The 13,859-nt window shown below is 68.7% G+C and carries 6 protein-coding genes; 3 read left to right on the top strand and 3 right to left on the bottom strand.

Annotated elements, in window-relative coordinates:
- Positions 1 to 10 precede the first annotated feature (10 nt).
- Positions 11 to 1,462, bottom strand: a complete 1,452-nt coding sequence (gene ngcE / locus ACFYZB_RS28225; protein ID WP_388763478.1) for an N-acetylglucosamine/diacetylchitobiose ABC transporter substrate-binding protein — start codon at positions 1,460 to 1,462, stop codon at positions 11 to 13.
- 350 nt (positions 1,463 to 1,812) lie between these two features.
- On the opposite strand from ngcE, the gene ACFYZB_RS28220 reads away from it, so the two are divergent.
- The 3 genes from ACFYZB_RS28220 (at position 1,813) to ACFYZB_RS28210 (ending at position 10,076) form a co-directional block, all read left to right on the top strand.
- Positions 1,813 to 2,730, top strand: coding sequence for an RNA-guided endonuclease InsQ/TnpB family protein (locus ACFYZB_RS28220; RefSeq protein ID WP_388763476.1), 918 nt, complete (start codon positions 1,813 to 1,815; stop codon positions 2,728 to 2,730).
- A 413-nt stretch (positions 2,731 to 3,143) separates the two neighbouring features.
- The gene (locus ACFYZB_RS28215; protein WP_388763475.1) at positions 3,144 to 6,947 is read left to right on the top strand and encodes a GH92 family glycosyl hydrolase; all 3,804 of its coding nucleotides are present in this window, start codon (positions 3,144 to 3,146) and stop codon (positions 6,945 to 6,947) included.
- A gap of 459 nt (positions 6,948 to 7,406) precedes the next feature.
- Positions 7,407 to 10,076, top strand: a complete 2,670-nt coding sequence (locus tag ACFYZB_RS28210) for a SpoIIE family protein phosphatase (protein WP_388763473.1) — start codon at positions 7,407 to 7,409, stop codon at positions 10,074 to 10,076.
- A gap of 157 nt (positions 10,077 to 10,233) precedes the next feature.
- On the opposite strand, the gene acnA is transcribed toward ACFYZB_RS28210, so the two are convergent.
- Both acnA and ACFYZB_RS28200 read right to left on the bottom strand, forming a co-directional pair.
- Positions 10,234 to 12,951: an aconitate hydratase AcnA gene (gene acnA, locus ACFYZB_RS28205; RefSeq protein ID WP_388763471.1), complete on the bottom strand. Its 2,718-nt coding sequence runs from the start codon at positions 12,949 to 12,951 to the stop codon at positions 10,234 to 10,236.
- A 222-nt stretch (positions 12,952 to 13,173) separates the two neighbouring features.
- Positions 13,174 to 13,818 carry a hypothetical protein gene (locus ACFYZB_RS28200; protein ID WP_388763470.1) on the bottom strand — a complete coding sequence of 215 codons (645 nt, stop codon included), beginning with the start codon at positions 13,816 to 13,818 and terminating at the stop codon, positions 13,174 to 13,176.
- Between the last annotated feature and the right edge of the window lie 41 nt (positions 13,819 to 13,859).

Genomic DNA, 13,859 nt, shown 5'->3' with positions numbered 1-13,859 from the left:
GGGGTGCTGGTTACTGGTGCTTGTAGTGCTTGATGGACGTGTCCTTGGCCGCCTCGTCGGCGAATCCCTGGATCTTCTTGATGGCCTCGGCGGGGGTGAGCCGGCCGGCCATCATCTCCCCGAGACCGGCCACACCGATCTTCTCCTTCTGCAGCTGCACATACCAGTCCTGAAGGCGCGGATTCACCACGTTGGATCCGGCCAGTTTGAGCGCGGCCACGCCGGAGTTCAGCCCCGGCGTCAGGGTGATGCCGGAGGTGCCGCCGTTGTAGGCGGTCAGCGACTTCACCTTGGCGGTGAAGTTCTTCGAGGACGCCTCGGAGAGCATGATGCGCAGCTGCTCCATGCCACCCTCGGGGTTCGCGGCCTTGGCCGGGACGATGAAGGGCTCACCTCCGGAGGCCCAGATGGTGCCGAAGGGCATCTTGTCGGACGAGTCGATGCCGGACGGCGCGGAGACGGCGAGGTTGAAGTCCTTCGGGATGACGTTGGCAGACTCGTTCTCCACCCAGGAGCCGTTCGGGATGAACAGCGCCTCGCCCTTGGCCCAAGCGGTCTGGGACTGGATGTGGTCGAGGCCCGGGGTCCCCTTGAGGATGTAGCCCTTCTTGTACAGCTCGTAGTACGCCTCGAAACAGGCCTTGACCGCCGGGTGCTTCCAGGCGTTCGGCTCCAGGTTGTCGATGGCGTCGAGCACCTCGCGCCCGCCGACCTTGCCGATCATCGGATAGAGGGAGAAGGGGATGTAGTACGGGTACTTGCCCGCGTACGTCCAGCCCGCCATGCCCTTCTTCTTGGCCTTCTCACAGACCTTGAGCATCTCGTCCCACGTCTCCGGGTACTTCTCGCCGAGCGAATCCAGGGCCTTCTGCGAGTACCAGACCCCGTACACCGTGTAGGCGTAGTACATGATCCAGACCGGGTTGCCGTCGAACTGGCCCATCTCCACGATGCCGGGACGCAGGGTGTCGCGGACCTTCTTGTTCGGGTCGTCGTACGAAGGCGCGTCCAGCAGCGGGGTGAGGTCGGCGAGCTGGTTCTTGCCGACCAGGACGCCCATGTCCATCTGCTCGGCGCCGGAGTTGTCGATCAGGTCCGGTGGGGTGCCCTGGTTGAAGCGGGGCTGGAGAGTGGACTGGATCTTCTGGGTGGCGGAGAACTTCACCGTGGCCTTGGGGAAGTCCTTCTGGTAGATCTTCACCGCGTCCTGGGCGTACTCCTTGCCGAAGCCGCCGTCGAAGAGGACGAATTCCATCTTGGCGGTCTCGTTGACCCCGAGCGGGTTCTTGGCGGTCTTCTTCCCCGCCTTGTCCTTCTTCTGACCGCCCCCGCCACTGCTCGCACAGGCGGAGAGCAGGCTCATTCCGGGTGCCGCCACAAGGCTCAGTGCGGCCGAACGCTTGATCAGATCGCGGCGGCCGACGCCTTCGGAACCGGTGTTCTCGGCGGAAGTGAATTCCATCAGATTCCTTTCAAGGGGACGACCGGCCGCAGCCGGTAGGGGTACCGCATCGTCAGCCGCGCCATGGACTGATGCAGTGCGAGGCAGACGACAGTTACGCAACGTATGCGAGCGGACACGCATCGCCCATACAGTGCCGGTGTGGTGGTCGGCAGGAAGCGCCGCTGACCCACTGCCGGCACGGCCGACCTCGGGCGACACGCCGTGTGCTGCTCGAACCGTCGCGCCGTCCTCGACGGCCGGCTCGAAGGCCGACCACGTGAGCTCATCGAACGGCAGGCCGAAGAACGGGGGTGGCAGTTCATGACGGTCCCAGGACCCGCTGTCCCCGACCTTGCGGAGGCGATACCGTGATCCGCGCGTACAAGTTTCGGCTTCGCCCCACCACCCGGCAGGCCCAGGCATTGACGGAAATGCTGAGGGACCATTGCGCGCTGTACAACGGCGCTTTGCAGGAGCGGCGGGATGCCTATCAGCGCCGAATCAAGAACGGCAAGAAGCCCGGATACCCGCGGTTCAAGGGTCTCGGGCATTTCGACACCGTGGTGTTCCCGAAGGACGGAGATGGATGCCGCTGGGACTCCACCCCGCATGACCGCCAGACCCGTGTGCGCTTCCAAGGCGTGGGACATGTGCGTGTGCACCAGCACTGTCCTGTGAAGGGGCGAGTGAAGACAGTCTCGTTCCTCCGAGCCGCTGCCCAGGCCTTGGCGGAAGCCCAGCGTCACTTGGACACCTTTCCCAAGCGAACCCGCGAGCGGTCCAAGAAACACCGGGCAGCCGCCCGGAAAGTCGCCAGGCTGCACGCCAAGATCCGGCGTCAGCGGCTCGACCACCACCACAAGGCCGCGAACGCGCTGATCCGCGACAACGACGCGATCGCGCACGAGCGCCTGAACATCGCGGGCATGACCCGCACCCCGAAGCCCAAGCCCGACCAGGTCAACGAGAGTGCGTTCCGTCCGAACGGGGCCACCGCCAAGGCCGGCCTCAACCGCAACATCCTGGACGCGGGTTGGGGGCAGTTCCTGAGGATCCTTGCGAACAAGGCTGAGAGTGCCGGTCGTCTCGTGATCCCTGTGGACGCCCGCAACACCTCCCGCACATGCCCCATATGCGGGTGCATCGCGAAGGAGAACCCCGTCACCCAATCGAGATTCGAGTGCGTGTCCTGTGGCTTGACAGCGAACGCGGCCCACGTCGGCGCACTCAACATCCGCAACAGGGCCGGGCCGGCCCTCTGCGACGCTGATCCGTCGGCGGCGTAGGAAGCCCGCGCGTTGACGCGTGGGTGGAGTCACGCTCAAGTCCTCGCCTTCCAGGACTCAGGCGGTGAACCGGATCCTCCCCGGCACCGCTGTCGGGTCTGGCTGGGTGGTGCAGGAAGTACTCGTTCGCGTCGTGCCCCCGATGCGCATCGCACCGTGGCGCCGACAGGTATAGTCCACTTCCCGCCAGCGGAGCAAGATCGAATGCAAGGTTCGCGATGGGTCTTTTCCGAGTTGAGACCTCGCGGAAATAAGAGACCCCTGTGAAGGGCCTGGCGGAAAAACTCGCGACATAAGTGCCTGAATGCCACACCCAACACCCTTGACATCACCGGTCACTTGACGCACTACTGGTTCCTGCGCACCGAAGTTGACAACGTTGTCCAGAGCGGTCGCAGGAGGGGAATCCGTAGATGCAGCGGAGAACTCGGCACAGATGGGGCCCGGCGGTCGTCCTCACGGCCGCCTTTGTCATGGCTGTCGGCGCACAGGGCGCGGCGGTCGCCCTGCCGGCCAAGGCTCCGGGCGCCGACCGGGAGTTCGCGTCCTCGTTCGAGCCGGGTGATCCGGCTCCGGACTGGCTCAATACCGTCGACACCGCGCCGGACGGCACCAAGCGCGCCTCGGGGGTCGACGGCGGCTACAGCACCGGCATACCGGGCAATGTGAACGACCATGTCACCGATGTCCGGGCGAGCGGCGAGAACACGGGCGCGGGCGAGGTGAAGGAGAACCTGGTCGACGGCGAGCCCGGCACCAAGTGGCTGACCTTCCAGCCCACCGGCTGGGCCGAGTTCGACCTCGACAAACCCGTCAAGCTGGTGACGTACGCGCTGACCTCGGCCAACGACTACGCCGAGCGCGACCCGAGGGACTGGACGCTGCTCGGCTCCGCCGACGGCAAGGACTGGAAGACGGTCGACAGCCGGTCGGACGAGACCTTCTCCGAGCGCTTCCAGACGAAGTCCTACGACCTGGCCGAGCCCGCCGAGTACCAGCACTTCCGGCTGGAGGTCACGAAGAACAACGGTGCCTCGGGCATCCTCCAGCTCGCCGATGTGCAGTTCTCCACCGGCGGCGGGGGCGGCCCGGTGCCGCAGGACATGCTGACGCTGGTCGACAAGGGCCCGACCGCCTCTCCGACGGCCAAGGCCCGGGTCGGGTTCACCGGAAAGAGGGCGCTGCGCTACGCCGGACGGCACACGGCGGCCGGCCGGGCGTACTCGTACAACAAGGTCTTCGACGTGAACGTGAAGGTCGGCGGGGACACCCAGCTGTCGTACCGGATCTTTCCGCAGATGGCCGACGGCGACCGGGACTACGACGCCACGAACGTCTCCCTCGACCTGGCCTTCACCGACGGCACCTATCTGAGCGGCCTGGGTGCGCTGGACCAGCACGGGTTCCCGCTGTCGCCGCGCGGGCAGGGCGAGTCGAAGTCGCTGTACGTCAACCAGTGGAACAACGTGGTCGCGCGGATCGGTGCGGTGGCGGCCGGCAAGACGGTCGACCGGATCCTGGTGGGGTACGACTCCCCCGCCGGGCCGGCGAAGTTCCGGGGCTGGATCGACGACGTGGCGCTGGGACCCGTACCGCCGGAGAAGCCGAAGGCCCATCTGTCGGACTACGCGCTGACCACGCGCGGCACCAACTCCAGCGGCAGCTTCTCGCGCGGCAACGACTTCCCGGCGACGGCCCTGCCGCACGGTTTCAACTTCTGGACGCCGGTGACCAACGCATCGTCGCTGAGCTGGCTGTACGAGTACGCACGTGCGAACAACGACGACAACCTGCCCACGATCCAGGCGTTCAGCGCGAGCCATGAGCCGAGCCCGTGGATGGGCGACCGGCAGACCTTCCAGGTGATGCCGTCCGCCGCGGCGGGCACCCCGGACACCGGGCGTGCGGCGCGCGCGCTGCCGTTCCGGCACGAGAACGAGACCGCGCGGCCGTATTACTACGGGGTCCGTTTCGAGAACGGTCTCACCGCCGAGATGACCCCGACCGACCACGCGGCGATGCTGCGCTTCACCTACCCCGGCGACGACGCGAGCGTGCTGTTCGACAACGTCACCGAGCAGGCGGGGCTGACCCTCGACAGGGAGCACGGGATCGTCACCGGGTTCTCGGACGTGAAGTCGGGCCTGTCGACGGGCGCCACCCGGCTGTTCGTGTACGGCGAGTTCGACCGGCCGGTGACCGACAGCGCATCGAGCGGGGTGAAGGGGTACCTGCGCTTCGACGCGGGCGCGGACCGCACCGTCACGCTGCGCCTGGCGACCTCGCTGATCAGCATCGACCAGGCGAAGGACAACCTGCGCCAGGAGATCCCGGACGGCACCTCCTTCGACACGGTGAAGGCACGGGCGCAGCGCACCTGGGACGACCTGCTCGGCAGGGTCGAGGTGGAGGGCGCGACCCCGGACCAGCTGACCACGCTGTACTCCAGCATGTACCGGCTGTACCTCTACCCGAACTCGGGCTTCGAGAAGGTCGGGGACACGTACCAGTACGCCTCCCCCTTCTCCCCGATGCCGAGCCAGGACACCCCGACCCACACCGGCGCGAAGATCGTGGACGGCAAGGTGTACGTCAACAACGGCTTCTGGGACACCTACCGGACCACGTGGCCGGCGTACTCGTTCCTGACGCCTTCTCAGGCGGGCGAAATGGTCGACGGGTTCGTGCAGCAGTACAAGGACGGCGGCTGGACCTCTCGCTGGTCCTCGCCGGGGTACGCCGACCTGATGACCGGCACCTCCTCGGACGTGGCGTTCGCCGACGCGTACGTCAAGGGCGTGAAGTTCGACGCGAAGGCGGCCTACGACGCGGCCCTGAAGAACGCGACCGTCGTTCCGCCGATGTCGGGCGTGGGCCGCAAGGGCATGAGCACCTCGCCGTTCCTCGGCTACACCAGCACCGCCACCGACGAGGGCCTGTCCTGGGCGATGGAGGGGTACGTCAACGACTACGGCATCGCGAAGATGGGCGAGGCCCTGTACAGGAGGACGGGCGAGAGGCACTACCAGGAGGAGTCCGCCTACTTCCTCAACCGCGCCCGGGGCTATGTGAACCTGTTCGACTCCAAGGCGGGCTTCTTCCAGGGCCGCGACGGAAACGGGAACTGGCGGCTGGACTCCTCGAAGTACGACCCGCGTGTCTGGGGGTACGACTACACGGAGACGAACGGCTGGGGCATGGCCTTCACCGTCCCGCAGGACAGCCGGGGCCTGGCCAACCTGTACGGCGGCCGGCAGGCCCTCGCCGAGAAGCTGGACGAGTTCTTCTCCACCCCGGAGACCGCGTCCCCGGACTTCGTCGGCTCCTACGGCGGTGTCATCCACGAGATGACCGAGGCCCGGGACGTGCGGATGGGCATGCTCGGTCAGTCCAACCAGCCCGCGCACCACATCCCGTACATGTACGACGCGGCCGGCCAGCCCTGGAAGACGCAGGCGGCGGTCCGCGAGATCCTCTCCCGGCTCTACGCCGGCAGCGAGATCGGGCAGGGCTACCACGGCGACGAGGACAACGGCGAACAGTCGGGCTGGTACCTGTTCTCCGCGCTCGGCTTCTATCCGCTGGTGATGGGCAGCGGCGAGTACACCATCGGCTCCCCGCTGTTCAAGAAGGTCACCGTGCACCTGGAGAACGGCCACGACCTGGTGGTCAGGGCGCCCGGCAACAGCGCCAGGAACGTCTACGTCCAGGGCGTGACGTTCAACGGCCGCCCCTGGACCTCGACTTCGCTCCCCCACTCGCTGCTGTCCCAGGGCGGGGTGCTGCAGTTCTCCATGGGCGCCGAGCCGTCGACATGGGGCACGGGCAAGAACGCGGCCCCGGTCTCCATCACCCGGGACGACAAGGTGCCGGCGCCCCGCTCGGACGTCCTGAAGGGGGACGGCCCGCTCTTCGACAACACCTCGGCGACGGACGCCACGGTCACCTCGGTGGACCTGCCGGTGGACGGGGCGGTGAAGCCCGTCCAGTACACGCTGACCTCGTCGACGGACCACACCAGGGCGCCGACCGGCTGGACCCTCCAGGGTTCCACGGACGGCACCACCTGGCAGACCCTGGACCACCGCTCCGGCGAATCGTTCACCTGGGACCGCCAGACCCGGGCGTTCACCATCGCCACGCCGGGCACGTACACGAAGTACCGGCTGGTCCTGGACGGTGAGTCCACCCTGGCGGAGGTGGAACTGCTGGCCTGATCCGGGCAGGGCGGGGTCGCGCACCATCAGTCGCAGGAGCCGCAGGGACCCAATGGGTCCCAGCCCTGACACAGAAGGTCGCCCCCGCCCTCGCAGCCCGCGCCGGGATCACCCGGTCGGGCCATCCGAAGTGGGTTGACATCGTTGTCGGTTGACCCGGTAGAGTCATGTACGGTCCGAGACAACGTTGTCGTACATATGTGGCCTACATCACACTCCACATCACCCGGACGGGTTCCGACACCCCCTCACCCGCCCGGCTCGCGGACCCGGTGCACAGGAACACCGGGTCCGCCCAGAGCGGTTCGGGGCGCCTGCGGCGACGGATTTCCGCACCGATCTCCGCACCCGTCCACACGCTTGCGACCAGGGGCGATTCACCCCAGCCGGAGCAAAGCACGCGTCCGGCTCGTGGACGGGCCATAGCCACCCCGGCAAAGCCAGTGCTACAAATGCGGCATGTCGGACATGGCAGACCGACTCAGGCGTCTCCGCTGGCGATCTGTGATCGGCAAGAGCCCCAGGAGCGTCGCCGGGCAGGTCTTCGTCCTGCAGGCGGCGCTGGTCGTGGCGCTCGTACTGTGCGGGGTCATCGGTCTGGTCCTGCAGTCGCAACGGGACACCAGCACCGAGGCCAGGCGACGGTCCATCGCCGTCGCCCAGACCTTCGCGCACGCCCCCGGCATCCTGCAGGCGCTGCGCACGCCCCACCCGTCCAAGATCCTCCAGCCGCTCACCGAGGCGGCGCGCAGGTCCGCCGGCGTGGACTTCATCGTCGTCATGGACACCCACGGCATCCGCTACACCCACCCGATCCCCAGCAAGATCGGCAAACGCTTCGTGGGCCGGATCGGGCCGTCGCTGGCCGGCAAGGTGTACACGGAGAGCGTGCACGGCCCGCTCGGCCACGAGGAGCAGGCGACCGTGCCGATCGACGACAACCACGGCAAGGTGGTCGCCCTCGTCTCCGCCGGGCTGAAGGTCAAGAACGTCACCAACGAGGTGAACCGGCAGCTGCCGATCATCCTGGCCACCGGTGCCGCGGCGCTCGTGGTGTCGACCGGGGGCACGGCTCTGGTGGGCAGGCGGCTGCGGAGGCAGACCCACAGCCTGGCCCCGGACGAGATGAGCCGCATGTACGAGCACCACGACACGGTGCTGCACTCGGTGCGGGAAGGTGTGCTGATCGTCGGCGCCGACGGGCGGCTGCTGCTGGTCAACGACGAGGCCAGGCGGCTGCTCGACCTGCCCGCCGAGGCCGAGGGACGGCACGTCTCCGGGCTCCCGGGCCTCGACCCGGACATCGTGGAGCTGCTCGTGTCCGGGCGGGAGGCCACCGATGAGGTGCTGTTCGCCGGGGAACGGCTGCTGGCGGTCAACCAGCGGCCCGCGGACCGGGCCGGATGCCCCGGAGCGACGGTGGTGACCCTCCGGGACTCCACCGAGCTCCAGGCGCTGTCCGGACGGGCGCAGGTCGCCAGGGAGCGGCTCAAGCTGCTCTACGACGCCGGTCTGGGCATCGGCAGCAGCCTTGACGTGGCCCGCACGGCGGAGGAGATGGCGCGGGTCGCCGTGCCCCGCTTCGCCGACTTCGTCACCGTGGACCTGGCCGACGCCGTGCTGCACGGCGGGGAGCCGGCCGCCACCGCGACGGACATGCGGCGCATCGCCGTGCACGGCGTGCGGGACGACCATCCGTTCTACGAGAAGGACCGGCTGATCGACTTCCTGCCGTCCACCCCCCAGGCGCGGGGCTACGACACCGGCCGCTCGGAGCTGGTGACCGACCTGCTCGCCGTTCAGGACTGGCAGACACAGGATCCGCGGCGCGCCAGGGAGATCCTCGACTACGGCATCCAGTCGCTCATCGTCGCCCCGATCCGGGCCCGGGGTGCCGTGCTGGGCACGGCGACCTTCTGGCGCGCGAAAAGGGACGCCTTCGACGAGGAGGACCTGTCGCTGGCGGAGGAGCTGGTGGCCCGCGCCGCGGTCAGCATCGACAACGCCCGCCGGTACGCACGCGAGCACGCGCTGGCGGTCACCCTGCAGCGCAGTCTGCTGCCGCGGGCGCTGCCCGAGCAGAGCGCCCTCGACGTCGGTTACCGCTATCTTCCCGCGCAGTCGGGGGTGAGCGGGGACTGGTTCGACGTGATCCCGCTGCCGGGGGGCCGTGTGGCGCTGGTCGTCGGTGACGTGGTGGGCCACGGCCTGCACGCGGCCGCCACCATGGGACGGCTGCGCACCGCGGTGCACAACTTCTCCACCCTCGACCTGCCGCCCGACGAACTGCTCAGTCACCTGGACGACCTGGTCGGCCGCATCGACCAGGACGAGGCCTGCGCGGAGGCGGCCGGGGAGATCGCCGGTGCGACCTGTCTGTACGCGATCTACGACCCGGCGACGCGCCGCTGCACCATGGCGCGGGCGGGGCACCTGGCACCGGCGCTGGTCCACCCCGACGGCAGCGTGACCTTCGCCGACCTGCCGGCCGGCCCTCCGCTCGGCATCGGGGGCCTGCCCTTCCAGACGGCGGAGCTGCAGCTGGCCGAGGGCACCGAGCTCGTGCTGTACACCGACGGTCTCATCGAGGACCGCTCCCGCGACCTGGACGTGGGCATGGAGCTGTTGCGGCAGGCCCTGGCGGACCATCCCGGCCGGGCGCCGGACGACAGCTGCCAGGCGGTGCTGGACGAGCTGCTGCCCGGACGGCCCACGGACGACGTCGCGCTGCTCGTCGCGCGCACCCGGGCGCTGACGCCCGACCAGGTCGCCGAGTGGGACGTGCCCCCGGATCCGGCGGCCGTGGCGGACATGCGCCTGGCCGTGTCCGGGACCCTGGACGAGTGGGGCCTCGCCGAGCTGGGCTTCGCCACGGAACTCGTGCTCAGCGAGTTGATCACCAACGCCATCCGCTACGGCGGCGAGCCGATCCGGGTGCGGCTGATCCGGGACCGCACGCTGATCTGCGAGGTGGCCGACGGCAGCAACACCTCGCCGCATCTGCGGTACGCCGCGACCACCGACGAGGGCGGCCGGGGACTGTTCCTGGTGTCGCAGATGACGGAGCGCTGGGGCGTTCGGTACAGCCCTCAGGGCAAGGTGATCTGGGCGGAGCAGGCACTGCCGTAGGGCAGGGCCACCGCCGGAGGAAGGAGAGGGCGGCGGGTCGTTCGGCACGCCGCGCGGCCCCGGTCGGCAGCAGACGGACGCGAAGGGGGCGCGGACTACGGCGAAGGGCCGCACCCCCGGCACCGGGGATGCGGCCCTGAACCGCCGGACCTGCCGCTTACTTGCGGATCAGGTTGCGCAGCACGTACTGCATGATGCCGCCGTTGCGGTAGTAGTCGGCCTCACCGGGGGTGTCGATGCGGACGACCGCGTCGAACTCGACACCGGTGTCGGTGGTGACCTTGACCGTGCGCGGCGTGGTGCCCTCGTTCAGCTCGGTCACGCCGGAGATGGAGAAGGTCTCCTCACCGGTCAGGCCGAGGGACTGGGCCGAGGCGCCCTCCGGGAACTGGAGCGGCAGCACGCCCATGCCGATGAGGTTCGAGCGGTGGATGCGCTCGTACGACTCGGCGATGACGGCCTTGACGCCGAGGAGGGCCGTGCCCTTGGCCGCCCAGTCGCGGGACGAACCGGAGCCGTACTCCTTGCCGGCCAGGACGACCAGCGGGATGCCCTGCTCGATGTAGTTGCGCGAGGCGTCGTAGATGAAGGAGACCGGGCCGCCGTCCTGCGTGAAGTCACGCGTGTAGCCGCCCTCGGTGCCCGGCGCGATCTGGTTGCGCAGGCGGATGTTGGCGAACGTACCGCGGATCATGACCTCGTGGTTGCCGCGGCGGGAGCCGTAGCTGTTGAAGTCGCGGCGCTCGACGCCGTGCTCCGTGAGGTACTGGCCGGCCGGGGTGTCGGCCTTGATCGCACCGGCCGGGGAGATGTGGTCGGTGGTGACCGAGTCGCCGAGCTTGGCGAGCACGCGGGCGCCGGCGATGTCCTCGACCGGGGCCGGCTCCATGCCCATGCCCTCGAAGTACGGGGGCTTGCGGACGTAGGTGGACTCGGCGTCCCACTCGAAGGTGTTGCCGGTCGGGACCGGGAGGGACTGCCACTGGGCGTCGCCCGCGAAGACGTCCTGGTAGGACTTGGAGAACATGTCCTCGCCGATGGCGCTCGCGACGACGTCGTTGACCTCGGCCTCGCTCGGCCAGATGTCCTTCAGGTAGACCGGGTTGCCGTCCTGGTCGGTGCCCAGGGCGTCACGGGTGATGTCCACCTTCATGGAGCCCGCGATGGCGTACGCGACGACCAGCGGCGGGGAGGCCAGGTAGTTCATCTTGACGTCGGGGTTGATACGGCCCTCGAAGTTCCGGTTGCCGGAGAGGACCGAGGTGACCGCGAGGTCGTGGTCGTTGACGGCCTTGGAGACCTCCTCCGGCAGCGGGCCGGAGTTGCCGATGCAGGTGGTGCAGCCGTAACCGACGAGGTTGAAGCCCAGCTTGTCCAGGTACGGGGTGAGACCGGCCTTCTCGAAGTAGTCGGTGACGACCTTCGAGCCCGGGGCGAGCGTGGACTTGACCCACGGCTTGCGGGTCAGGCCCTTCTCGACCGCCTTCTTGGCGACCAGGGCGGCGCCGATCATGACGTACGGGTTGGAGGTGTTGGTGCAGGAGGTGATGGCCGCGACCGTCACCGCACCGTGGTCCAGCTCGTAGGTCGTGCCGTCGGGGGCGGTGACCGGAACCGGGTTGGTCGGGAAGCCGTTGGGGTGGACGGCCGGGGCGTCGGAGGCCGGGAAGGACTCCTTGCCCGCCTCGTCGGCGTCGTCGACGTAGTTGCGGACGTCCAGCTTGAACTGCTCGGCGGCGTTGGCGAGGACGATGCGGTCCTGCGGGCGCTTGGGGCCGGCGATGGACGGGACGACCGTGGACAGGTCCAGCTCGAGCTTCTCGGAGAAGTCCGGCTCGGCCTTCGGGTCCAGCCACAGGCCCTGCTGCTTGGCGTAGGCCTCGACCAGGGCGACCTGCTGCTCGCTGCGGCCGGTCAGGCGCAGGTAGTTCAGGGTCTCGTCGTCGATCGGGAAGATCGCGGCGGTGGAGCCGAACTCCGGGGACATGTTGCCGATGGTGGCGCGGTTGGCGAGGCTCGTGGCCGCCACACCCTCGCCGTAGAACTCGACGAACTTGCCGACCACACCGTGCTTGCGGAGCATCTCGGTGATGGTGAGCACGAGGTCGGTGGCGGTGGTGCCGGGCTGCAGCTCACCGGTGAGCTTGAAGCCGACGACGCGCGGGATGAGCATGGAGACCGGCTGGCCGAGCATGGCGGCCTCGGCCTCGATGCCGCCGACGCCCCAGCCGAGGACGCCGAGGCCGTTGACCATCGTGGTGTGCGAGTCGGTGCCGACCAGGGTGTCCGGGTAGGCCTTGCCGTCGCGGACCATCACGACACGGGCCAGGTGCTCGATGTTGACCTGGTGGACGATGCCGGTGCCCGGGGGGACGACCTTGAACTCGTCGAAGGCGGTCTGGCCCCAGCGCAGGAACTGGTAGCGCTCCTTGTTGCGGCCGTACTCCAGCTCGACGTTCTGCTTGAAGGCGTCGTTGGTGCCGAACTTGTCGGCGATGACGGAGTGGTCGATGACCAGCTCGGCCGGGGCCAGCGGGTTGATCTTGGCAGGGTCGCCGCCGAGCTCCTTCACGGCCTCACGCATGGTCGCGAGGTCCACGACACAGGGCACTCCGGTGAAGTCCTGCATGATCACGCGGGCCGGCGTGAACTGGATCTCCTGGCTGGGCTGGGCCTGGGAGTCCCAGCTGCCGAGGGCGCGGATGTGGTCGGCGGTGATGTTCGCGCCGTCCTCCGTGCGGAGCAGGTTCTCCAGCAGGACCTTGAGGCTGTACGGCAGGCGGGCCGAGCCCTCCACCTTGTCCAGCCGGAAGATCTCGTACGACTCGTCGCCCACCTGCAGCGTGCTGCGGGCGTCGAAGCTGTTCGCCGACACGACAGTCTCCTTCATTGATGTGCGCGTACCACCGTCAATCGTGCCGCCACGCCGACTTGGCCGAACCAGTAAGGTATGGCTAAGTTAGGTATGCCTTACTGGTGTGGCGGCTACGGTGCGCCTCGGCAGATATCTCGATGTCGAGATAACACTAGTACATGGGCGCGGCCCGGTCATGCCCAACCCGGTCCGGCACGCGCTCCGTGCCGCGCCGGGCGGCGGCTACCAGCTCCGCTCGGTGTTCATCTTGGCGGGCGCCAGGACCTCCACGTGCCCCCGGTCGCCGTACACGGACTGCCGCCAGCGTGCGAAGACCGCGGCGGCGCGCTCCAGCTTGTCGTCGTCCCAGACGCCGTAGTCGACCCACACATCGGCCTCCGTGCGACCGTCGCTCCCGGGCATGCGGACACAGACCCGGTCGACATGGGCCGCGATGGCCGCGTCCGCACTGGAGGCGCTCGCCGTCAGATAGGCGCGGAATTCGCGGGCCATCGGGAACCAGCGGTGCGGGCCGGCCTGCGGCACGCCCGAGCCGTCCTCGCTGGTGTCATCCACGGCGGGCCCCTGGTCGTCACTGGTGGTGCCCGGGAGCCCCTGGTCGTCGCTGGTGGTGTCCGGGAGCCCCTGGTCGTCGGACGTCGCGTCCGGAAGCTCCTGGTCGTCGGACGTCGTGTCCGGAAGCCCTTGGTCGTCGTCCGTGGTGTCCGGAGCCCCCTCCTCGATGTCGCACGTCCTGTCGGCCGCGGACGACCGCGGTGCCGGCGAGTCGCCCTGCGCGACGCCCGCGCGCTGCGTACCGCAGGAGACGAGCGCGCAACAGCCGACGAGCAGCGCGGCGACGAGGCGCCGGCGCGTCTTGGTCCTCATGTGCATCCCCCTTCGAAGACAGAGAGGGACACGCATGGACG

Origin of the sequence: Streptomyces sp. NPDC001852 (assembly GCF_042891825.1) — a bacterium.
Taxonomy (GTDB): domain Bacteria; phylum Actinomycetota; class Actinomycetes; order Streptomycetales; family Streptomycetaceae; genus Streptomyces.
Note: the sequence above shows the minus strand (reverse complement) of the source record. Positions and strands in the feature narration are given on the sequence as shown.